General features: G+C 56.3%; 6 protein-coding genes. All 6 read left to right on the top strand.

The window, feature by feature from the left end; all coding sequences use genetic code 11:
* Positions 1-61 precede the first annotated feature (61 nt).
* The 6 genes from QU660_RS04980 (at position 62) to QU660_RS04955 (ending at position 26,520) form a co-directional block, all read left to right on the top strand.
* The gene (locus tag QU660_RS04980; protein ID WP_304947208.1) at positions 62-10,972 is read left to right on the top strand and encodes an InlB B-repeat-containing protein; all 10,911 of its coding nucleotides are present in this window, start codon (positions 62-64) and stop codon (positions 10,970-10,972) included.
* Between the two features lie 467 nt (positions 10,973-11,439).
* Positions 11,440-22,299, top strand: a complete 10,860-nt coding sequence (locus QU660_RS04975; RefSeq protein ID WP_304947207.1) for an InlB B-repeat-containing protein — start codon at positions 11,440-11,442, stop codon at positions 22,297-22,299.
* Positions 22,300-22,453: 154 nt separating this feature from the next.
* Positions 22,454-23,854: a carboxyl transferase domain-containing protein gene (locus tag QU660_RS04970; RefSeq protein WP_304947206.1), complete on the top strand. Its 1,401-nt coding sequence runs from the start codon at positions 22,454-22,456 to the stop codon at positions 23,852-23,854.
* 13 nt (positions 23,855-23,867) lie between these two features.
* On the top strand, positions 23,868-24,806 hold the full coding sequence (locus QU660_RS04965; protein WP_304947205.1) for an OadG family protein: 939 nt from the start codon (positions 23,868-23,870) through the stop codon (positions 24,804-24,806).
* A 61-nt stretch (positions 24,807-24,867) separates the two neighbouring features.
* Positions 24,868-25,326 carry a biotin/lipoyl-containing protein gene (locus QU660_RS04960; protein ID WP_304947204.1) on the top strand — a complete coding sequence of 153 codons (459 nt, stop codon included), beginning with the start codon at positions 24,868-24,870 and terminating at the stop codon, positions 25,324-25,326.
* A 42-nt stretch (positions 25,327-25,368) separates the two neighbouring features.
* Positions 25,369-26,520, top strand: coding sequence for a sodium ion-translocating decarboxylase subunit beta (locus tag QU660_RS04955; protein WP_304947203.1), 1,152 nt, complete (start codon positions 25,369-25,371; stop codon positions 26,518-26,520).
* The last annotated feature ends 9 nt before the right edge of the window (positions 26,521-26,529 follow it).

Genomic DNA, 26,529 nt, shown 5'->3' with positions numbered 1-26,529 from the left:
GGATCGAGTAGTTGTCAGACAATAAATATTGCCGGAGATTGTGGCATAACAGGAGGATTTCATGACTCAGAGAGCTTGGAAGTATTGGAAGCGAGTTCTCGCGATGTTGGTCGCGATGATACTCATACTTGAGGCTATGCCGCTTCACACGCTTGCCGCAATCGGAGGGGATAGCTATATCCCCTTGGTTGTAAGCGAGGATGATGAGGAAGAAGCGGAAGATTACACCGAGGATGCAGAGTTGATTGACGACAGGCCACTGCTTGCAGCCGGCCTTTCTCCGCGTGCCTTACGCGCCTCGGGCTCCAATGCGACCGTAAGCAATGCACTGCCGCTTGCGACGCCCTATGTCGCATTTCGCCAGTCCTCCGGGACCTATGCGCCCTGGACGGGAGCGGTGGAAGACGGATCCCTCACGGCAGCCAACAACTATGTGAAACTAGATCCGGCAAACAGTGTGTTTCAGCAGCCTTCCGACTTTGTCATCGGAAAGTATAATTCGAGAACCTTCAGTGTTCAGTTTGCTTTCCGTCCGAGTGAAATTTCGGATACAGTGCGGAATAATTTGGTCATGGAACTTTGGATTCCGGCCGGTTTCGATTTGAGCGGACTGCCGAGTTTGACCGGTGTCAGCTTTTCCTCGCGTCGCCTTGCGGACAGTAGCTGGGTGCTCACCGCAAAGCCGGATCCGACCACGGCCAGCGTCAGCGGACAGATTACGCTCGTGCAGGATCCGAATCGATTGGTGAAGGAACTCCCGCTCTCGCAAGGTGAGTTCCCTTTCCGCATGCGTTTGATCAACAACTACGGATCAACGAATCCGGCTGCGCCGCCGACGCTTTTTACGGTGGACAGCGGAGATCATGACAAGACAACGGCGTTAACCTTGAATACACCTGCGACGAATCCGACAATGACGTTTAGCAATCCCTCGGACAGCTATACCTTCATGCCGGGTGAAATCGGCGGTGTTTGGAGCATGTCGGCGAGCATGCCGCTCGGAAAACCGGTGGGAAGACGCATGATTGCCTACAATGGGTATGAGACTTCGGCGGCGGAAGATGCCTTGGCGCCGCTCGGTACCGGTAATCTGATTACAAGCAGTTTTAATATCAACAATCCCACTTGGTATCGAAAAGGGCTGGAGTTTAAGGTTCACAAGTCGGAAGGGTATCTTGCCGAGACCGCAAAAATTCATATGGTGCTTCCGGGCGAAGGAACGCAATTTGAGCAGGGCGGAACACTTGCATGGACCTATGAGACAGATGACGGTTTCAGGATTCCGTGGACAAGAATCGGCGCGTATCAGGATACACCGACGCCCGCAAATCGCGACGTCGTCATCAACCTGAGAAATCTCTACTCCCAGTATACAAGCGGAAGATTTGCGGAAGCGGTTGCGGGGTCCGGCTTGAGTTATATCGACATTTTCCGAAAGCCCGGTACATTTCATGTGAAGTATTTTCCGCTGGTGTATTATAACCGGCTTTATCAGGGCAACTGGGGCGCGACGGATTACACCGCAACGACGGGCTCTTACATTGAATATGCGGATAACACCGTATACGGCGGCACGAAACAGGACAGCGGTACACCGCTTCGCTTCCGTTTCATTCAGGGTACGGATCCGGTTCAAATTAAAACATCGAACGATTATCTGGATATGACCTACGGCGGTGATTATTACAGATATAATTTGGATGCTGTGCCGCAGTACAGCGCAACTTCGCCCGAGTATACGGATTCGGAAGAAGTAAAGTCCGGGTTCCGCTTTGACGACGAAAGTGATGCCTTTCAAATTCAGGACAATCTCTTAATTTCCTATGACTTTGAGGAGGCACTTTCGCCGGTTTGGTTAAATCAACTCGGTCTTGCAAAGGAATACGGCCTGGGCTACCGTATCTATGTCAAAGATGCACAGACCGGGCAGACAGAAATCCGCACGCTGGTTCCGGGTGAACTCTACCCGAGCTATACAGCACAGACCATCAACTACAACGGCCAGAGCATCACCGAGACCGTTATTGACGGTACCGGAATGACGGACTATACCTTTGCGGATGCGAATGTCGCGGGAAACAAGAAGTACATTGCCCGCGTGGAGGTCTTTAAAAAAGAGTACGATTATAACCAGCGCGGCAGTTATATCTTCTGGAATGTTTATGATGCCGGACATCATAAGAACTGGTTTACCTTTAAGCTGCGTGCCTACCATCATCGCCTCTCGGACGGAACCGATATTCCCGATAACTATGAGGCAAAGGTACAGCGAAACATATCTTCCGACCAAATTCTCGCGCAGAACGGCGGGCAGCCCTTTGCGCGTGAATTCAAGGTGAGGACACGTCACCTGACGGATGATATTCGGACCCAGGCCGTAGGCGGCTATACGATGGAAGTGAACCGCCACGACGAGATCAACATGCTCGGCCATTATCGCATCATTAAGAATCCGCAGACCATGGACTATAACGTGGACAGCACAGGTCAAGCCATTTCCTTCGGCGCTGCGGGCTATGACCCCGTGGTTCTTGAAATCTCGGGGGATGCAATTACCATCACGGAGTATCTCGAGAAGTCAGATCTCCGCCTGCTCGGTGTTTGGGACAGCAGCGGAAACTATCACGACTTGCAGCAGGCCGGCATTGACCCGGAACAACCGACATATCTGAAGGATGGTATCTCGCATTATACGGATACGGGCGTGAGCGTTTTTGGACTCTCCAACGACATCGGAACATTTAGCGGCAAGGTTTACGACTTGAATGCTGTTTGCCAGGCGCTCGGAACACCCTATGCGACGCGCGTGGTCATGGCGGCGGATCAGGTCAATTCGTTTCGGACGAGCACCAATGGCGGTTTCCGGCAGTACCTCTTCTTTGCGCAGAAGGTCTATCCGGGACATCTGAACTATGACAATGCGGTCGGTACCAACGGTTCCGCCGACCTTCCGAAGCAGCTCGATTTTTCGAGCATGATCTACTGCCTTTACAGTGATTATAAGAGCGAGCAGGTGGACCATAACCCGCCGCAGGACAGCACCATACACGGAATCAGCCCTTACCACGGCGGCTCTAAGAAGTCCTCGTCGAAGTCCGCAAAGCTGGTGGTAGGAGACGGTGCAAAGGGCATTTCGGTTCTGGATCTGGACTACTATGTGAATCCCTGGTCTCAGGTGGACAAGGGACGGCTCGGCGGCAACTTTTTGGAACCGAGCAAACAGACCTTTCTAAATCGCGCGAATTACATAGTCAACGTAATCGCACAGGGAACCTATGCGGCCGGAGAGGTTGCGGGACAGAGAGAGCTGGAGCTCACCCGTATTGAGGTGGATAATACGGGAGTCACCTGGAGCAATCACTATATTCCGGAAATTTCGTATGAGAACGCGAGCATCGACTTTGCGGGCACGAGCCCCTATCTGCTCTCGCTGACCAACGCAATCAGCTTTGACATCCAGTCGCCGAGCAGCTTCCAGGGCTTTATCTTGGATGCAACCCTTTCGGACGGTACGGTCAAGCACATTGAGGACACGGCCTATTACGCCTATACCTCGACCGGCAAGGGGCGCATGCACTACCTGATTCCCGGCGTAGATGTGAAGAACGGGCCCTATGTTACTTCGATTAAGGTGAGCTTCCCGAACAATAAAAACTGGGGAAACAACCGTGAAAAAATGGAGGTGTGGGGCAATAACAACGGAAACCGCCTACTTCCGAGTGTCGGTTTATCGCTGGTGGAGCAGGATATCCCGAAAAAATACCCGGGCACCACAATTCCGGTCGGCTCCCTCAGCGAGAAGGATAGCGATCCGAGCTATGACAAATTGACGGTCAAGGCAAAGCTCCACTATGAGAATGTCCTCGGCGAAAATATGACCACCGATCTCACACGCTTTGCGACCGAAGGTGCCAGTGAGCGCATTGCTTCGCAGCGCGTAGAAGTTGCCTTTTTCCAGAACCTATTGAGTTACGCCTCTAGCAATACCTATCAGGGAAGAGAACTGACGGTCAGCGGACAGCTTCGTTTTGCGCCAACCGTAGGCACCAAGAATCTTGCCGCAAGTAAAGATTTAAGAGTGCGACCGACCTATTATCTGAAGATTGACAAGAGCTTTACCTATGTCGATAACAGCGCAAAAATTCAAGGCTTTGTGCCAAATGCTACCGGTGCGGGGATGATGTGGTCCGCAATCGGCATTCCGGATGTCACCTTTATTCCCGCGGGAACCGGTGCCGGACAGTCGGGACACGCAGACTACGGAATTCTTGTGATTTCTACCGACCGGATACCGGAGAACGAATTGCCTGTTCCGGGACAGAATCTGGGGGCGGGCTGGTATGGCTATATCAACAGTCTGAGTTTCAAACTTCAGGCAGATTATTCCGCGGATCCGGTCTATGTGAAACCGGTGCCGGGTGCTTGGCTTGACACCAAGTTCGATGCCAACCGCGACGGCAACGGCGGCAACGCCAAGGGTGTCGATGTCGAGACCACGAACGACAACAACCAGCTCGTTCAGGATGCGCCCCGCGGCGCTCAGTTCGGCAATGCGACGGCGGCCAAGGCCGGAGCGAGTGCAAACGAAGCAGAGATGCTCTATGCGCCAAACAATACAACGCACAAGATTAACCAGGTGACTGCGCTTGGTTTACTTGCCCTCGCGCAGGCAAACAAGCCCTACCAGGAGAGCTCGAGTCGCGTGACAAGCAGGGACCTCAATAACAATCCGAACATCTTCAGCGCGAAGGTCTTCCTGACCAGTGACGACACGAACCCGACCAACGACTGGGAAATCTATATTCCGGTGCCGAAGGCGGGAGAGCAGTACAGCTACCTGAGCGGCGGCGTAACCCAGACGACCCCGGCATCCCAGTTCTCAATGGACTATTACGGGGTCGATACTTCGGCGCTCACGGGTCTCAACTACACGATTTCATATACAACGGATCCGAACCCCGCGGCAAACGGCTATACCGGTGCAAAGACAGCCTCCTGGACCACGAGCAAACCCGCCGATGCGGATATCACGATGGTCAAGTTGAACGTGAGCAACATGCCGGCGGGCAGGAAGGCCTCGGTCACGTTGCGCTATCAGCTGCACGAGCGGAAGAAGAAGTTGCTCAACCAGATGGATACGATTGTCGCCTACGGAAACTTCCGCATGGGCACCAATCCCACGCCTTTCTACGGCGCGGACGGACAGGCCAGCAATAAACTGGAGTATCTGTTGCCCGACCTCACGCTGAGCGGCATTGCCTTTCAGGAGAATGATTTTAACTCGCTCTACGATGCGGGGACGGACAGCTATCAGAGCGGTGTCCGCATGAAACTCCTCGAGGCGGACGGCGTGACCGAAGTACTCCGGAGCGATAATAACCTGGGATTTGTCAGTACGACCAACGCCAACGGCTACTACATGCTTTATGCGCCGCACGAGGGCAACTGGGTGGTTCAGGCGGATGCTTCCTCGCTGAGCCCGCTCCGTAAGCTCGTGAAGAAAGATCAGGGGACGAATCCGGCCGTGAGTTCCCGCTTTGATCGAAATACGAATCTTGCGGCGGTCACGGTGACTGCGAATGTACCGGCGGGACAGTATAACCTGCCCCATGTGAACGCAGGCTTTTACAACGTGCCCATCCTCGATCTCGCAGATCAGGTGCTCCACGTGGGCGATGCAGCTTCGACGGTGACGCCGACACTCACGAACCCGGTGGATCCCGCAAACCCGGTCGTAAACTATGCGATTCAGACGGGCGCGCCGACAGACCTCGTTTCGGTGAACGGCAGCGGCGCGGTAAGCGGTACGCTGACCCCGCAGAAGACGGGCGTCACGACTCTGCTGCTCACGACCGATGACGGCTACGGCGATCTCATCAAGAAGGAAGTGAAACTCACGGTCTGGGCTGATGTGAAGTATGACGGAAACGGCGCGGACAGCGGCAGCATTTCGCCGAACGGCGAGCAGCTCTACCCGTCTACGACGGCGGCCGGTGCGGATGCGCACACGGATGAGACGACCGCGAAGAGCTCGGCGGGAACGGCGGGCGTGGACACCCAGCTCACACGCGCGGGCTATTACTTTGACGGCTGGAACACGAAGCCGGACGGCACGGGCACCGCGTATGCGGCGGGTGCTGCGATTAAGACCGGAAAGATTGACGGTGACTTAACACTCTATGCGGTCTGGAGACCGGTGACCCCGGCGACGGACAGCTTTACCATCGAGAAGCTCTTAAAGGGAGACTATGGCCTCCTGCCGGACGGCCAGCGTGCGCCGCTCACCGCAGAGAACTTCGGCTTCACGCTGACCGGTACCTCCTTTACGGCGGCGCATGTGACGGCAGAACCCATGCCGACCGGCTCCGCGAAGGAGAGCGCCCGCGATGAGACGCCGGGTCAGAACCCTGTGGTCAAGTACACGCTTTCGAGCGCAGACCTCTCACTGATTACCCCGGGCTCCCCGGTCTTGACCGAGAATGCGACGGCGGGAGCTACCTTTGCGAGCGGAACCTTCAACTTCACGATGCCCGGTACCTATGTGTACACCCTCAAGGAAGAGGTGGGCAGCGCACAGTACTACGGCTACAATTCCCGCGTCTACACGATTACCTATGTGGTGACGCAGAGCGGCAGCGGTCTCGGCAATGCGTTAAGCTTGACCAGGACAATCAACTATCAAGATCCTGTAAGCGGAGCGGCCGTCAATGTGCAGACGGCAAGCTTTGAAAATACCTATCAGCTGCCGCGCTACACGGTGACCTTCGATCCGGACCAGGGCAGCTTTACGCCCCCGGCTCAGACGCATCGCTACGGCGACCGCGTATCAGAGCCGCCGGTACAGAACAATGCGGCGGGCGTTGCGACCTCCCCGGCGGGAGAGCGCTACGGCTATCACTTTAAGCACTGGAAGGCCGCGGACGGAACCCAGTTCCAGTTCGTGAACAGCTCGGTGCGCGCAAACTTCACCCTGACCGCGGTCTGGGAGATCAATACCTACCCGGTCAAGGTACTCGATGCCGCAACGGCAGATACGCCGCATGCGAATGAGGTCATCTTCGACAACGGCGGTGCACCCATGGCGCACGGCACGGTGCTTAACGCGCCGACCGCGCCTGACAACAAGACGGGCTACCACTTTGACCACTGGGAGAACGACGCGGATCACAGTACTTTTACCTTCGGAAATCCGGTCACGGGTCCGCTGACCGTCCGTGCGGTGTATGCACCGAATGCGTATACGGTGAAGTATGATAAAAATGCGGCAAGCGCGAGCGGAACCACAGCGGATTCCGCCCATGTCTACGATCAGACGAGAGCGCTCACCGCAAACGGCTATACGAACCCCGGCTACTACTTTGCGGGCTGGAGCCGCACGGCGGGCGGCACGACAGTCGACTTGAACGACGGCGACAACGTGCTGAATCTGACGACACAGAACAACGGAACGGTGACGCTCTATGCCATCTGGCAGCCGGTTACCCCGGTCAGCGACAGCTTCGACGTGAGTAAGCTCCTCTTCGGAGATTTCGGTTCCCTGCAGGGCGGCGAGACCGCACCCCTGGTGCCGGATACCTTCCGCTTTGTCTTACAGTCTGTCACGACCCCGACAGGCGCAACGACGGTGCTTCCGGTGGTTCCGGGCGGCGGCGCCGCTTCCGGGATCACGGTGACCCCGGGTGCGGGAACCATGGGCTATGCGCTTCCGAGCGCGCAGCTGCAGGTTCCGACTGCGGGCAGCGCAGCGGCGACCGCAGGTGCGGCTGCTGCGGCAAGATTCCCGGCAGGCCTCTTTACCTTCAGCTACCCGGGCACCTATGTCTATACCCTCAAGGAGACCGCAGGCTCCGCGCAGTACTACAGCTACGATCCGGCAGTCTACACGATTACCTTTACGGTGACGCAGAGCGCGGGTGCGCTCGGTGCGGGCACGGGAAATTCCCTCACGATAACGAGAAGTATCACGAAGCAGAGCGGCGGCGCAAGCACTGCGGCGACCGAGCTTCAGTTTGAGAACCGTTACACCCTGCCGCGCCTTACGGTGCAGTACGACGCAGAGGGCGGCAGCCACACGCCGGCAAACGAGAGCGTGCGCTACGGTGACTATGCGACGGCACCGCCGGTTCAGAACAATGCTGCGGGTACGCCGACCTCCCCGGCGGGAGAGAAGACGGGCTACCACTTCCTCTACTGGACGGATGCGGCGGGAACCCAGTTCCAGTTTGCAACGACGCCGATTCATGCAAACACCACCCTGCACGCAAAGTGGGAGATTAACCGCTATACCGTGACGGTGCAGGATGCGCCGGATGCGGACACCGGTCATCAGAATGCGCAATTGGCACAGCACACCAATGTGGCGCACGGCGATACAACGCTGACCGCACCGACGCAGCCTTCCAATAAGACGGGCTATCACTTCGATCACTGGGAAGATCAGAACAACACGGCTTATACCTTCGGTTCCCCGGTGACCGGCGACACAACGGTACATGCGGTTTATACGCCGAATACCTATACGGTGCATTTTGAGCCGAACGCAGGCGGTGCGACCGTGAACGGCAGCATGCCGAACCTGAACATGACTTACGATACGGCGCAGAACCTTACGCCGAATCAGTTTAGCCGCCCGGGTTATCAGTTCATGGGCTGGGGTCTCACGCCGACCGCGGCGACACCCGATTACTATGACGGCGCGTCCGTGAACAACCTGACGACAACCAACGGCGGAACCGTGCGCCTCTATGCGCTCTGGACGGCAGTGACGCCGTTTGATCATGCTCCGGCGCTCACAAAGATACTGGGCGGCGAGGCAAACCGGACGCTTGCGACCGGCGAGACGACCCCGCTCACGCCCGAGACCTTCAACTTCGAGTTTAAGGCAGTCAGCACGACGGTTCCCGGCATGAGCACCCTGCCGATGCCGACAGCGGCACATGGGGCGCAGACCTTCACGGTGAACCGCGCGGGTGCGGGTGCCCTCCCAATCGGTTCTTTGCGTTTCCTCTTCGCAGGCGACTATGTCTATGAGCTCCGCGAGATAGCGGGTGCCGCAGGTACGCCGGGTACTCCGGCGGCCGCACAGGGAAGCTACACGTACGACAGCGCCGTGTATCGCATTACCTATCACATCACACAGGCCGGAACGGTCATGAACGGCAGTGTGACAATTGAGAAACAGATGGCGGGAGGTGCCTTCTCGGCACCGGTCACTTACAGCGCTACAACGGAGCCCACGTTTACGAACGACTACCTCCTGCCGCGCTATACCGTGAGCTTTAACGCGAACGGCGGCAGCGTGACTCCGGCACCGCAGGTTATTGTCTACGGAGATCCGGTCGTTGCACCGCCCACGGTGGGCGGCTCCCCGGCGGGCTCCCGCACGGGCTATGACTTCGGCGGCTGGCAGAACCCGGACGGAAGCCCGGCGAACTTCACGACGCCGGTGACCGGCAATTTGGTGCTCAGCGCAAACTGGACCATGCGCCACTACACGGTCACGGTACTGGATGCACCGGATGCGGATCCGGGCCATCAGAATCAGATCATCACGCAGGACACGAATGCGGTTCACGGCAGCACGCCGACCGAACCCGCGCGCCCGGACAACAAGACGAATTATGTCTTTGACCACTGGGCAAAGCCGGACGGCTCGACCTACAACTTCGATGAGCCGCTGAGCGGTGACCTTACGGTGCACGCAGTCTACCGTCAAAAGCGCTATACGGTGCGCTATGATTCCGGCACGCCGCATTCGGTCGGAAGCATGACGGATTCGCACTTCGGTGGCGGAGATACCAACCCGCTTCCGCCGAATCAGTACGCGAGACCGGGCTATACCTTCGGCGGCTGGAGCCGCACACCGGGCGCAACGACGCCTGACTATACGGACGGACAGCCGGTCACGAATCTCACGACTTCGGACGGCGTGACCGTAACCCTCTATGCAGTCTGGAATCCGGCGAGCCCTGTGGTTCTTCACGACCCGCCGGTTAAGAAGGTGATTACCGGTGCGGTGCCGCACAATGCAGGAACATTCACCTTTGCACTTCGCGCTGTCAGCACGACGGCAGCCGAGGCAATCGGACAGCTCCCGATGCCGCTTGCGGCGGGCGGAAGCCAGGAGATGCAGCTTGTCATTGCGGGCGCAGGAGAAGAGGAGTTCGGCGACATCACCTTCCGTCTGCCGGGCACCTATGTCTACGAAATCTCCGAGCTGCCGATCGGCAGACGCGGTTTCAGCTTCGATCCGGATCCGGTGACCGTGACCTATGTGGTCACGCAAACAGGCTCTGTTCTGAATGCGACGCGGACCATGGAGAAGCGAGGACAGGCGGTGACGGAGGCGGTCTTCACGAACGAATTCGAGAAACCGAACTACATCGTTACGTTTGACGGCAACGGCGCTTGGAGACCCTTCGAGAGCCAGACCGTTCGCGAGGGCCTAATGGCCAGCGAACCGATTCGGAAGCCGGTGCGAAGCTACGGCAAGTTCATCGGCTGGTACTTAGACGGTCAGCCCTACGACTTCAGCCAGCCGGTCTACGATGACATCACGCTCTTTGCGATGTACGACGATTCCGACAGCGACAACACTTCCGGCGGAAGCGGCGGCGGTGGCGGTGGAAGTCGCGGCGGCAGCGGCGGAAGTCGCGGCGGCAGCAGTCGTGGTAATGGCAGCTGCGGCAACGGCAGAGGCAGTAGCATTGCTCCGACGCCGAGTGTTAATATCGCGACCACGCCGCCCGTAACAACGGACTCGGATTCGACGGACAAGCAGCAAAACGCAGATCCGGGCAAGGGTCCGGCGGACAGCAAGAAGACAGAGAAGCTTGACAGCGGAAGCGGCAGCCGCAGAAAGAAGCAGACCAGCGGCGATAAGAAGAGAAAACGCCGCCTTCCGAAGACCGGAGAAGAAACAATTGAAAAAACTCTGTTCCGGAAAGAGGAGAGACGGGACGAGGAAGTCTAAGGTAAAAGAATCAAAGCAGTGAAATAGGGGCTGTGTTGCTTTTCGCGACACAGCTCCTATTTTTGTGCTGAATCACCCGAACAACAGAGTATGAAAGAAAGAAAACTTGTGGATTGATTAAATGGTTGAATAATAGTCATATACAAGAAAACTGCTCATTAATATTCGCGGAATCTGTATGGTGCCGACGTTTCGCTTTCCCCAAATATCGAGGAATGATAGGCTTTGGAATAACGAGTCCTTTTCCGTACGACTTTGGAGATAGCAGTACCGCTGCTGATTTACAAAATAAAAGGAATCGACGAAGTAAATGCAACAAAGTACACCAAGGCCGTAAAGTTTTGCGGGTTATACTTGAATATTAACCGAATAAAAGTTAAAATTGGCTTAATATCGCGTAATTGCGCCGCGAATTTATCAGATAACAAATGCAGATATCAAGGGGCGCTCCAAAACGGGAGGAATGTATGAGGGAGAGAGCTTGGAAGTATTGGAAGCGGGCACTCGCACTTTTGGTCGCAATGATACTCATCTTTGAGGCATTGCCGCTTTCTGCTTTGGCTGCTGCGGGGCGGGATAATTACATCCCGCTTGTCAGTAGCGAGGATGAGGAGGAAGACGAGGACTATACCGAGGATGCAGAACTGCTTGATGACAGACCTCTGCTTGCCGCGGGCATATCTCCGCGTGCATTTCGCGCCTCGGGCTCCAATGCGACAATCAGCAATGCATTGCCGCTCGCCACGCCCTATGTCGCCTTCCGACAGGCGTCCGGCGGTTATACGCCCTGGACGGGCGCGGTCGAAGACGGGACAATCACGCCCGGAAATAACTATTTGAAACTCGATCCCGCAAACGCGGTGTTTCATACGCCTTCCGACTTTGTCATCGGAAAGTATAATTCCAGAACCTTCAGCGTGCAGTTTGCCTTCCGTCCGAGTGAGATTTCGGATACGGTTCGAAATAACCTGGTTATGGAACTCTGGATTCCGGCCGGTCTCGATCTGAGCGGTACGCCGAGCCTTACCGGTGTCAATTTCTCTTCGCGTCGCCTTGCGGACGGTAGTTGGATACTTACCGCAAAGCCTGATCCGACGACTGCCAGCGTGAGCGGACAGATCACCCTCGTGCAGGATCCGAGTCGCCTGATTAAGGATCTTCCGCTGAGTCAAGGCGAACTGCCGATTCGTATGCGCCTCATTAATAACTACGGATCGACCAATCCCGCCGCACCGCCGACCCTTTATACACTGGATAGCGGGGATCACGACAAGACGACCGCACTTGTATTCAATACCTCTGCGTCAAATCCGACGATGACCTTTAGCAATCCCTCTGACAGCTATACATTTATGCCGGGGGAAGTAGCGGGTGTGGTTAATGTGAATGCGGGAAGTCCCGCAGGCACTCCGGTGGGACGCCGTATGATTTCCATGACGGACCGTGAAACTTCGGCGACGGAAGATGCCTTGGCTTCGCTCGGCATGGGGGGCTGGATTACCTATGGTTTCGGCGGTACGAATCCGAACTTTCCGCGCAAGGCACTTGAATTTAAGGTGCATAAGACAGAAGGCTATCTTGGAGAAAAAGCGACCATCCACATGGTTCTGCCGGAAGAGGGGACGCTCTTTGAACAGGGCGGAACCGCTGCCTGGACCTATGTGACGGATGACGGATACCAACTTGAATGGAATAGAATCAGTATCTTTCAGGATCCGCCGACACCGGGAAATCGGGATGTTGTGGTTGATTTGCGTTCCCTCTATTCCCGTATGACGAGCGGAAATTTTCAGGAGGCTGTCCCGGGTTCGGGCTTAAGCTATATTGATATTTTCCGGAAACCGGGTACGTTCCATGTCAAGTATTATCCGCTGGTGCACTACAATCGTCTTTATCAGGGAGACTGGACGAACACGGATTACACGGCAGCGACCGGATCGACGATTGAATATGCGGATAATACATCCTACGGTGCCACCAAGCAGGACAGCGGAACACCGCTGCACTTTCACTTTGTACAGGGAACAGATCCTGTACGCATTAAGACGGCAGTCGACTATTTTGACCTGACCCATGGCGGGGATTATTTGAGATATAGCTTGGATGCCGTGCCCCAATACAGTGCGACTTCACCGGAGTATACCGATTCGGAAGAGGTCAAATCCGGTTTCCGCTTTGATGATGACAGCAACACCTTTCAGATTCAGGATGATCTCTCTATTAGCTATGATTTCGAGGAGGCACTCTCACCGGTCTGGTTAAACCAGCTCGGACTGGCACCGGAATACGGGCTCGGCTATCGACTCTATGTAAAGGATGCACAGACCGGACAGGTAGAAATTCGAACCCTGGTTCCGGGTGATGTCTATCCGAACTATACACCGCAGTCTATCAGTTACGACGGACAGACGGTAACGGAGACGGTTATTGATGGTACCGGTATGACAGACTATACCTTTGCCGATGCGAATCTGCCGGGAAACAAGAAGTACATTGCCCGCGTTGAGGTGTTCAAAAAAGAGTACGAATATAACCAGCGCGGCAGTTACGCGTACTTCAACGCGAATTTCCCGTTCGCAGGATTGAACAAGAATTGGTTCACATTCAAGCTGCGCGCCTATCATCACCGTCTCTCGGACGGAACGGATATTCCGGACAACTATGAGGCAAAGGTAGTGCGTAAAGTTGCATCGAAGCAGATTCTCGCCGAGAACGGAGGTCAGCCTTTTACAAAGGAGTTCAAGGTGAAAACTCGGCATCTCGATGATAATATTTGGGTGCAGAGTGTTAACGGCGGAACAATGGAAGTGAATCGTCATCCGGAGATCAATATGTTCGGCGCTTTCCGCATCGTTAAAAATCCGAATACCATGGACTACAATGTAGACACAAACGGAGCTGCGGTTGCCTTTGGCCAGCCGAACTATAATCCGGTTGTCGTTGAACTTGCGGGTGATGCCATTACGCTGACGGAATATCTCGAGAAGTCAGACCTCCGCCTGCTCGGCGTTTGGGACGATGCCGGTACTTATCATGATTTGCAGCAGGTCGGCATAAATCCGGAACTTCCCGCCTACCTGAAAGACGGAATCTCGAAGTATTCGGATACGGCGGAGAGCGTCTTTTCCACTTCAAATGACTACGGTACCTTTAGCGGCAAAGTTTATGATTTAAATGCAATTTGTCAGGCGCTCGGTACGCCTTATGCGACGAGGGTGGTTCTCGCTGCGGATCAGGTCAACTCCTTTCGAAGCAATAATGTCAACGGATACAGGCAGTACAACTTTTTCACACAAAAAGTGTATCCGGGACATTTGAACTACGATGCTGCGGTAGGATCCGGCGGTGCTGCGGATTTACCGAAAGCGCTGCCGTTTACGAGTATGTTGTATTGCCTCTACAGCGATTATAAGAGTGAGCAGGTGGATCATAATCCGGCCCAGGATAGCACGATTCACGGCATCAGCAACTCGCACGGTGCCGCAAAGAAATCGAACGGAAAATCGGCGACTTTAGTGGTTGGCAGCAGTGCCAAGGGAATTTCGATACTGGATCAAGACTACTATGTGAATCCCTGGTCTCAGAGTGACAAAGTTCACCTTGGCGAGCAGTTCATTAATCCGACACTGACCACCTACCTGGACCGCAGCCGCTATATCATCAATGCCATCGGTCAAGGAACGGGAAGTGCCGGCCCCATTCCGGGTTTACGGGAACTGGAGCTCACACAGATTCAGGTGGATAATACGGGAATCAGCGCCCCGCAAATTTCCTATCAGAATGCAAGCCTCGATTTTGCAGGCAGTAGCTCAAAGCTGCTTTCGCTGGTGAATGCAATCAGCTTTGAGATTCATGCGCCCAAAACTTACCAGGACTTCGTGTTAGATGCAACGCTCTCGGACGGAAGCGTGAAGCACATCGAAGATACCGCATTTTACTCAAACATCTTTAACTCCGGTCGAAAAGGTCGCATTCACTATGTCATTCCGGGCATCGACGTGAAAAACGGGCCTTACATTACAGCTCTCAAAGTCAGTTTTCCAAATGAGCGGAACTGGGGCAGTAATTATGCAAAAATGGAGGATTACAGCAACACCGGAGGAAACGGTGCGCTGCCCAGTGTTGGTCTTTCCCTGGTTGAGCAGGATATACCGAAGTATTATCCGGGCACTACAATTGCAGTCGGCTCACTGAGTGAGAAAGACAGTAATCCGAAGTACGACAAACTGACGGTCAAGGCGAAGCTTCACTATGAGAACATTTACGGCGATGATTTGACCACAGATCTCAGTCACTTTGCAACCGAAGGAGCGAGCAATCGCATTGCTTCACAGCGGGTGGAAGTGCCGTATCTGTTAAACCAACTCGGCTACGGAAGCACAAATACCTATCAGGGACGCGAGCTCACGGTAAGCGGACGCCTGCCCTTTGCGCCGAATGCGAACACGAGAAATCTGGTCACAGCAAAAGGGCTCAAAGCTCGCCCGACCTATTATTTTAAAATCGATAAGAGCTTTACCTATGTTGACAACAGTGCGGAGGTACAGGCTTACAGCACCAATCCTTCCGGCAGCGGAGCCGGCTGGAACGTGGTTCACGGTATCGGGGCCAACTTTATCCCGGCGGGCACCGGGGCAGGTCAGTCCGGCCATACGGATTACGGTGTACTCGTCGTTACGACCGATCAGTCGCCGGAGAGTGAACTCGGACTTCCGAATCAAAATTTTGCGTCCGGTATGTACGGTTGGAACTACAATGTCAGATTTAAGCTCCAGGCGGACTACTCTGCAGACCCGGTGGTTCTGAAACCGGTGCCGGGTGTCTGGCTCGACACCAAGTTTGATGCCAACCGTGACGGCAACGGCGGCAACGCACAGGGGGTGGATGTCGAGACCACAAACGACAACAATCAGTTGGTGCAGGATGCGCCACGCGGTGCGCAGTTCGGAAATGCGACCGCTGCAAAGGCAGGCGCGAGCGCAAACGAGGCAGAGATGCTCTATGCGCCGAACAATACAACGCACAAGATTAATCAAGTGACCGCGCTTGGTCTGCTTGCCCTCGCGCAGGCAAACAAGCCCTTCCAGGAGAGTTCGACCCGTGTTCAGAGCAGAGACCTGAACAACAATCCGAACATTTTTAACGCAAAGGTCTTTCTGACCAGCGATGACACAAATCCGACCAACGACTGGGAAATCTATATCCCGGTGCCGAAGGCGGGCGAGCAGTACAGCTATCAGAGCGGCGGCGTTACGCAGACCACCCCGGTTGCGCAGTTCTCGATGGACTACTATGGCATCGACACCTCGACGCTCGCAGGGCTGAATTATACAGTCTCTTATACGACGGACTCGAACCCTGCTGCGAACGGATACACGAGTGCCAAGGCTGCTTCTTGGAGTACGACCAAGCCCGCAGACGCTGACATTACCATGGTCAAGTTGAACGTGAGCAACATGCCGGCGGGCAGAAAGGCCTCCATCACTTTGCAATATCGGTTGCATGAGCGAAAGAACAAGGTGATGAATCAGCTCGATGCAATCGTCGCATACGGAAACTTCCGTATGGGCACCAATCCCACGCCTTTCTACGGTGTGGACGGACAGGCGAGCAATAAGCTCGAATTTCTGCTCACAGACCTGACACTGGACGGATATGCCTTCCAGGACGCAAACTTCAATTCTTTGTATGACGCGGGGACAGAGGCGCGACTTGCCACCGTCCGGATGAAACTGCTCGAAGCGGACGGTGTGACCGATGTGCTTCGAAGCGATAATAACCAGACACTGGTAACAGCGACCAACGGGAGCGGTTACTATAAGCTCAATGTGCCGCACGAGGGCAACTGGGTTGTACAGGCGGACAGCTCGCTATTGACACCGCTCCGGAAACTCGTCAAGAAAGACCAGGGAACCGATCAGAGTATCAATTCCCGCTTTGACCGGAATACCAATCTCGCTGCGGTGACCGTCACGGCAGATGTCCCGGCAGGCAGATATAACCTCCCCAACGTGAACGCGGGTTTCTATAACGTGCCGCAGCTTGACCTTGCGGACCAGGTGCTGCATGTCGGGGACAGCGCGACGACCGTGACGCCGAGTCTTCTGAGTCCGGTGGATCCGACGAATCCTGTCGTCAACTACGGAATCGCGACCGGTGCGCCGACAGACCTCGTGTCAGCAACCGGCAGCGGCGCGGTGAGCGGCACATTGGCGCCGCAGAAGACAGGTATCACAACTGTGCGACTCACAACGGACGACGGTTACGGAGAACTGATTACCAAGGATGTAAAAGTCACGGTATGGGCCGATGTGAAGTACGACAGCAACGGCGCGGACAGCGGCAGCATTTCCGCAAACGGCGAGCAGCTTTACCCGTCTACGACGGCTGCCGGTGCGGATGCACACACGGATGAGACGACGGCGAAGAGTTCCGCGGGAACGGCGGGCGTGGATACCCAGCTCACGCGCGCGGGCTACTACTTCGACGGCTGGAACACGAAGCCGGACGGCACGGGCACCGCGTATGCGGCAGGCGCTGCGATTAAGACCGGCAAGATTGACGCTGACGTAACGCTTTACGCAGTCTGGAGACCGGTGATCCCGGCGACGGACAGCTTTAACATCGAGAAACTCTTAAAGGGTGACTACGGCCTCCTTCCGGACGGCCAGAGTGCCCCGCTTCTTACGGAGAACTTTAAGTTTACCTTGACCGGCACTTCCTTTACGGCCGCAAATGTCACGGCAGAACCCATGCCGACCGGCTCCGCGAAGGAGAGTTCCCGCGACGAGACCCCTGGTCAGAACCCGGTGGTGAAGTATACGCTCTCAAGCGCAGACCTCTCGCTGATTACCCCGGGTTCCCCGGTCTTGACCGAGAATGCGACGGCAGGCGCTACCTTCCCGAGCGGAACCTTCAACTTCACGATGCCCGGTACCTATGTCTATACCCTCAAGGAAGAGGCGGGCAGCGCACAGTACTACGGTTACAATGCTCGCGTCTACACGATTACCTATGTGGTGACACAGAGTGGCAGCGGTCTCGGCAATGCGCTGAGCGCTGCGAGAACCATTTCTTACACTGATGCGACCGGTTCAAGTGTGAATGTCCAGACGGCAAGCTTTGAAAATACCTATCAGCTGCCGCGCTACACGGTTAGCTTCGATCCGGATCAGGGCAGCTTTACGCCCCCGGCACAGACGCATCGCTACGGCGACCGCGTGACAGAGCCGCCGGTACAGAACAATGCGGCAGGCGTCGCGACCTCCCCGGCGGGAGAGCGCCACGGCTATCACTTTAAGCACTGGAAGGCAGCGGACGGAACCCAGTTCCAGTTCGTGAACAGCTCGGTGCGCGCGAACTTCACCCTGACAGCGGTCTGGGAGATCAATACCTACCCGGTCAAGGTGCTGGATGCCGCAACGGCAGATGCACCGCATGCGAATGAGGTCATCTTCGACAACGGCGGTGCGCCCATGGCTCACGGCACGGTGCTGAATGCGCCGACCGCACCGGAGAATAAGACGGGCTACCACTTTGACCACTGGGAGAACGACGCGGATCACAGTACCTTCACCTTCGGAAACCCGGTCACGGGACCGCTGACCGTCCGTGCGGTCTATGCGCCGAATGCATACACGGTGAAGTACGATAAAAATGCGGCAAGCGCAAGCGGATCGACGGCGGATTCCACCCATGTCTATGACCAAACGCGCGCACTGACAACAAACGGATATACGAACCCCGGCTACTACTTTGCGGGCTGGAGCCGCACGGCGGGCGGCACGACGGTTGACCTAAATGACGGTGACAACGTGCTGAATCTCACAACGCAGAACAACGGAACGGTGACGCTCTATGCGATCTGGCAGCCGGTCACCCCGGTCAGCGACAGCTTCGACGTGAGTAAGTTCCTCTTCGGAGACTTCGGTTCTCTGCAGGGCGGCGAGACCGCACCGCTGGTGCCGGATACCTTCCGCTTTGTCTTACAGTCCGTCACGACCCCGACAGGTACAACGGCAGTGCTTCCGGTCGTGCCGGGCGGCGGAGCCGCTTCGGGTATCACGGTGACCCCGGGTGCGGGAACCATGGGCTATGCGCTTCCGAGCGCGCAGCTGCAGGTTCCGGCAGCGGGCAGCGCAGCGGCGACCGCAGGAGCGGCCGCGGTTGCAAACTTCCCGGCGGGTCTCTTTACCTTCAGCTACCCGGGCACCTATGTCTATACCCTCAAGGAGACCGCAGGCTCCGCGCAGTACTACAGCTACGATCCCGCTGTCTACACGATTACCTTTACGGTGACCCAGAGCGCGGGAGCGCTCGGCGCAGGAACGGGAAATTCCCTCACGGTGACGAGAAGTATCACGAAGCAGAGCGGCGGTGCGAGCACAGCGGCGACCGAACTGCAGTTTGAGAACCGCTACACCTTGCCGCGTCTTACGGTGCAGTATGACGCAGAGGGCGGCAGCCATACCCCGGCAAACGAGAGCGTGCGCTACGGCGACTATGCAAGCGTGCCGCCGGTCGTGAACAATGCAGCGGGCACCCCGACCTCCCCGGCGGGAGAGAAGACGGGCTACCACTTCCTCTACTGGACGGATGCGGCGGGAACGCAGTTCCCGTTTGGCTCGACGCCGATTCATGCGAACACAACTTTGCATGCGAAGTGGGAGATTAACCGCTACACCGTGACGGTGCAGGATGCGCCGGATGCGGACACCGGTCATCAGAATGCGCAACTTGCACAGCACAACAATGTGCCGCACGGGTCGACTTCGCTCACGGCGCCGACCTTACCGGACAACAAGACCGGCTACCACTTCGATCACTGGGAGGATCAGAACAACACGGCTTATACCTTCGGTTCTCCGGTAACCGGCGACACAACGGTACATGCGGTTTATGCACCGAATACGTATACGGTAGTATTTGAGCCGAACGCAGGCGGTGCTACGGTGAACGGAAGCATGCCGAACCTCAGCATGACTTACGACACGGCACAGAACCTCACACCGAATCAGTTTGACCGCCCGGGCTATCAGTTCATGGGCTGGGGCACAAGTCCGACAGCGACTACACCGGCTTATTATGACGGCGTCTCGGTCAACAACCTGACTGCAACCAACGGCGGAACCGTGCGCCTCTATGCGCTCTGGACAGCCGTGACGCCGTTTGACCATGATCCGGCGCTCACAAAGATACTGGGCGGCGAGGCAAACCGGACGCTTGCGACCGGTGAAACGACCCCGCTCGCAGCGGAGACCTTTAACTTTGAGTTCAAGGCAGTCAGCACGACGGTTCCCGGCATGAGCACCCTGCCCATGCCGACAGCGGCACACGGCGCGCAGACCTTCACGGTAAACCGAGTGGGTGCGGGTGCCCTCCCGATCGGTTCTTTGCGTTTCCTCTTTGCGGGTGACTATGTCTACGAGCTCAGAGAGCTCCAAGGATCTGCTACCACGCCGGGTACCCCGGCTGCGGCGCAGGGAAGCTACACGTACGATAGCGCCGTGTATCGCATTACCTACCACATCACGCAGGCCGGAACGGTGATGAACGGCAGTGTGACAATTGAGAAGCAGACAGCAGGAGGTGCCTTTTCGGCACCGGTTGCCTACACAACGGCGACAGAGCCGAAGTTTACGAACGATTACCTCCTGCCGCGCTATACCGTGAGCTTTAACGCAAACGGCGGCAGCGTTACCCCGGCACCGCAGGTCATTGTCTACGGCGACCCGGTCGTTGCGCCTCCCACAGTAGGCGGCTCTCCGGCGGGATCCCGCCCGGGCTTTGACTTTGGCGGCTGGCAGAACCCGGACGGAAGCCCGGCAAACTTTACGACGCCGGTGACCGGTGACCTCATGCTCAGCGCAAGCTGGAACATGCGCCACTACACCGTGACGGTGCTGGATGCACCGGATGCGGATCCGGGGCATCAGAACGCGATTATCACGCAGGATACAAATGCGGTTCACGGCAGCACGCCGACCGAACCCGCGCGCCCGGACAACAAGACGAATTATGTCTTTGATCACTGGGCAAAGCCGGACGGCTCGAGCTATAACTTTGACGAGCCGCTGACAGGAGATCTCACGGTGCACGCGGTCTACCGCCAAAAGCGCTATACGGTGCGCTATGATTCCGGCACGTCGCATTCCGTCGGCAGCATGACGGATTCGCACTTCGGCGGCGGAGATACGAACCCGCTTCCGCCGAATCAGTACGCGAGACCGGGCTATACCTTCGGCGGCTGGAGCCGCACGTCGGGCGGAACGACGCCTGACTATGCGGATGGGCAGCCGGTCACGAATCTCACGACTTCGGACGGCGTGACCGTGACCCTCTATGCGGTCTGGAACCCTGCGAGCCCCGCAGTTCTTCACGACCCGCCGGTCAAGAAAGTGATTACCGGTGCGGTGCCGCACAATGCCGGTAACTTCACCTTCTTGCTCCGTGCAGTCAGTACGACCGCACCGGAGGCAGCAGGGGTACTCCCGATGCCGCTTGCGGCGGGCGGAAGTCAAGAAATGCAGCTTGTCATTGCGGGTGCGGGAGAGGGCGAATTCGGAGACATCACCTTCCGTTTGCCGGGCACCTACGTTTACGAAATCTCCGAGCTGCCGATCGGCAGACGCGGTTTCAGCTTCGATCCGGATCCGGTGACCGTGACCTATGTGGTCACGCAGAGCGGTTCTGTCCTCAATGCGACCCGGACCATGGAGAAGAGAGGCCAGGTAGTGACGGAGGCGGTCTTTACGAACGAGTTCGAGAAGCCGAACTATATCGTGAGCTTTGACGGCAACGGCGCTTGGAGACCCTTCGAGAGCCAGACCGTGCGCGAGGGCCTGACGGCGAGTGAACCGATTCGAAAGCCGGTGAGAAGCTACGGTAAGTTCATCGGCTGGTATTTGGACGGACAGCCTTACGACTTTAGTCAGCCGGTCTACGACGACATTACGCTCTTTGCGATGTACGACGACTCCGACAGCGACAACACGTCCGGCGGAAGCGGCGGCGGTGGAGGCGGAAGTCGCGGCGGCAGCGGCAGAGGAAGCAGCAGCCACGGCAACGGCAGAGGCAGCAACATCGCGCCGACGCCGAGCACTAACATTGCGACCACGCCGACACAGAGCGGCGATTCCGATGCGACGGACAAGCCGCAAAACACGGATCCGAACAAGCGCTCTGCGGACAGCAAGAAGAGCGAAAAGCTTGACAGCGGAAGCGGCAGCCGCAGAAAGAAGCAGACAAGCGGCGACAAGAAGAGAAAGCGCCGCCTTCCGAAGACAGGAGAAGTCGGATTTACGGGAAAGTACAAAGCGTGGGAATGAGCCTCGAAAAAAGTGCTACATCTTCCGCAGAACGATAGCAGATATCGAAAAAGGCAAGTACTTCAGAAGCGCCGAAGTACTTGCTTTTTTTATGCAAAACTTCTAAAATATGTACGATGACAATCGGCTAAAATTGTATAACGGAGGTTGCAATATGAGTCATATCAATGATTCGACGGCGGCCCGGAGAATCCGCGAGATACTGGATCAGGACAGTTTCGTGGAGCTCGGCGCTTATGTGACGGCGCGGAGTACAGACTTCGGCGCAGCTTCTGAGGAAGCATCGTCGGACGGCGTCGTGACCGGTTACGGAACCATCGACGGCAAACTCGTGTACATCTACGCACAGGACCCCGAGATTTTCGGCGGCTCCGTGGGTGAGATGCACGCGAAAAAGATTCGACGGCTGTATGCATTCGCAGTCAAAATGGGAGCACCGGTCATTGGACTCATTGACTGTGCGGGTGTGAGACTGGCAGAAGCAACGGATGCACTGTTTGCATTCGGTGCGCTCTACCGTGAACAGGCACTCGCGAGCGGTGTTGTGCCGCAGATTCAGGCGGTATACGGTCTCTGCGGCGGAAGCCTTGCGGTCAGCGCGGCGCTTGCAGACTTTACCTTCATGGAAAAGGACGCCAAGCTCTTCTTCCATGCGCCGAACGCAATCTCCGGCAACACAGAGGCGGAACTGGATACCGCATCGGCGGAATTCCGCAGCGAGGAGAGCGGTACGGCGGACTTTGTCGGCACGCAGGAGGAAATCGCGGCGGGCATCCGTGCATTGGTGGGTATTCTGCCGTCCAGCAACGATGACGATGATACCTACGGTGACTGTGAGGACAGCCTGAACCGTCTGGTTCCGGAAGTTGTGCAGGCTTCCGGCGCAGGCGTGTTACGTGCTATTTCGGATGACGGCTTTGTCTGCGAGCCCGGACAGCATTATGGTTGCTCGGTGAACACGGCTTTCGTTCGTTTGAACGGTTGCACGGTCGGTGCAATCGCAGCTGCTTCCGGTGAAGTCTGTTTCCGCGGCGTCGAGAAGGCGGCACGCTTTGCAAAGTTCTGCGATGCGTTCAGCATTCCGATGCTCACGCTGGTGAACAGCAAGGGCTTTGAAAAGACACTCTGCAACGAAAGACGTCTTCCGCAGGCGGTTGCTGCGCTGATTAATGCCTATGCAGAGGCGACGGTACCGAAGGTGACTGTGCTGAACGGTACGGCGCACGGCATGCTTGCAAATGTCTTCGGACCGCGAGCGGTCACAGACATTGTATATGCTTGGCCGAACGCAGAGCTTGCACTGCTTGACGCGGGAGATGCGGTCAAGATTCTCTATGCGGCAGAGCTCGAGAAGGCTGAGAACAAGGCTGCTTTCTTTGAGGAAAAGAAGGCTCTTTACTTGGAGAAGCAGGGCTCGGCGCTCAGCGCGGCAAAGCGCGGCTATGTCGACGATATCATTGCGCCCGAGACCACGAGAAAGCGCGTAATTGCAGCATTTGAGATGCTCTTCACAAAGAATGAGGAAATTCCGGCCAAGAAACATGGCACGGTTTGAGCGGGGTATCGGGATGAAGCAGAGAATAAAACAGTTTCTTCTCACCGCGGTACTTTGCCTCTCGCTTGCACTCATGATTCCGTTCTCGGCACTTGCGAAGATTGATCAGAGAGTTCTGGACTCCGCAACGGAGGGTGCCAAGAAGAATATCGGTGCCATCATGAGCTTTGATGAGGCGCTCCTACAGAACTATATCGACGAGTTCGAGGCGCGCGGCGAAGTAAAGATGGCGGACGGCTTAAAGAGCTGGAAGAGCATACGGGAAAGTGTCGGTCCCATGACTTCTTTGGATGAAGCCTATCCGAAGGAAGTGGACGACAAAAACATTTTGGTGACGGTTAAGGCACACTGCGGTGAGCGTGAGATTATCGCGCACATGGGCTATAACGTAGAGAGCGGAGATGTCACCGAGCTCAGTTTTGACAAGGTAGAGACACTCACGGAGAAATTCGAAAGTGCGGGACTCAACTTGATTATCGGCATGGGTACTGTCTTCGCGGTGCTGATTTTCATTGCCTTTCTGATTAGCCGCTTCAAGTATATCCACGAGTGGGTGAGTCGGAAAGAGGCGATTGAGAAGGAAGAGAAGGAGTATCAGGAGAAGGTCGCGGCGATTCAGTGCATGCCGAAGAGCGCGCGGAATGTCTCCAAGCGTATCAGTGCCGAGCAGGTTAAGGCGGCACAGGTGCCAGAGGGAACGCAGGTGCAGTGCATTTCCGCTCCGGAAGAATTGCCGGTGGTTGAGGATGTTGCGAATACCGCGGTTTCCGCCGAGACTGTTGCGGTGCTTGCGGCAGCGGTGGCGGCGGCGGAAGAGCCGCAGATTGACGCACAGACGCTTGCTGTTTTGACGGCAGCCGCACTTGCGGCCGAGGGTGAGGATCCGGGGCCGGACGGCTTGGTTGTTAAGTCGCTCAGAAGACGCGGAAACGGCAAGAGAAGAAGACGTTAACAACTTGCATTACAGAAGTAGTTTCATTGAAAAACATACGCAAATTTAGGAGGAAATCAAAATGAAGAATTATACCATCACCGTGAACGGACAGGTCTATGTTGTGCAGGTTGAAGAGGGGATCACCGCTGCGGCACAGGGTGCTCCGGTTGTGACCATTCCGGCAGCGCCGGTATTCCAGCAGGCGGCAGCTCCGGTTGCAGCTCCGGCTCCGGTTGCGGCACCTGCACCGGTCGCGGCACCGGCTCCGGTTGCAGCACCCGCACCGGCTCCGGCTCCGGCAGCAGCACCGAGCGGCGCGGCAGGCAGCATCACCGTTGAGTCCCCGATGCCGGGTAAGATTCTGAGCGTCGAGAAGAAGGTCGGTGACAGCGTTGAGGCAGGTCAGACCATCATGATTCTCGAGGCAATGAAGATGGAGAACGAGATTGTCGCTCCGGAAGCGGGCACCATCGCAAGCATCAATGTCAGCGTGAATCAGTCCGTAGAGGCAGGCGAGGTGTTGGCAACTTTGAATTAAGCGGGCGGCGCCTAAGGCGCCCCAAAGAGGAGAGAAAATAAGATGGCGTATTTAACCAATACATTCAGCAATCTTATCCATCAGTCCGCATTTTTCTCCATCACATTCGGAAACCTCATCATGATTGCGGTGGCTCTCACCTTTCTCTATCTCGCGATTGCGAAAGGTTTTGAGCCTCTGCTCCTTGTTCCGATTGCGTTCGGTATGCTTCTGGTGAATATTTATCCTGATATTATGCTGGATCCGGCAAAGTCCGCGGATGGAAGCGGCGGACTCCTGCATTATTTCTATCAGCTTGACGAGTGGGGTATTCTTCCTCCGCTCATCTTCATGGGTGTCGGTGCGATGACGGATTTCGGTCCGCTGATTGCAAACCCGATGAGCTTCTTGCTCGGTGCAGCGGCGCAGTTCGGAATTTATGCGGCTTACCTGCTGGCGGTGCTTCTCGGCTTCAACGGTAAGGCGGCGGCTGCGATTTCCATCATCGGCGGTGCCGACGGACCGACGTCCATTTTCCTTGCCGGTAAGATGGGGCAGAGTGAGTATCTCGGCGCAATTGCGGTTGCGGCTTACTCCTACATGTCCTTGGTTCCGATTATCCAGCCGCCGATTATGCGCGCGCTGACCACGGAAAAAGAGCGCAAGGTTCGTATGGCTCAGCTTCGACCGGTCTCGAAACTCGAGAAGATTCTGTTCCCGATTGTCGTCACCGTGATTGTGAGCCTGATTCTGCCGACTACGGCACCGCTCATCGGAATGCTGATGCTCGGCAACCTGTTCCGTGAGTCCGGTGTTGTGAGACAGCTTACCGATACCGCGAGCAATGCGCTTATGTACATCGTTGTCATTCTGCTCGGCACTTCTGTCGGTGCAACGACCAGCGCGGAAGCTTTCCTGAAGGCGGACACGCTGAAGATTGTGTTCCTTGGCCTTGTGGCCTTTGCCTTCGGAACCGCGGCAGGTGTTTTGCTCGGAAAAGTGATGTGCAAGTTGACAGGCGGAAAGGTAAATCCGCTGATCGGTTCGGCGGGTGTTTCGGCTGTGCCGATGTCCGCACGCGTATCCCAGAAGGTAGGTGCAGAGGCGGATCCGACTAACTTCCTTCTGATGCACGCAATGGGACCGAACGTCGCAGGTGTCATCGGTACGGCGGTTGCTGCCGGAACTTTTATGGCGATTTTCGGCGTAAAATAAGTGCGGCAT

Source organism: Stomatobaculum sp. F0698 (assembly GCF_030644385.1).
In the GTDB taxonomy this organism is placed as follows: Bacteria; Bacillota; Clostridia; order Lachnospirales; family Lachnospiraceae; genus Moryella.
Note: the sequence above shows the minus strand (reverse complement) of the source record. Positions and strands in the feature narration are given on the sequence as shown.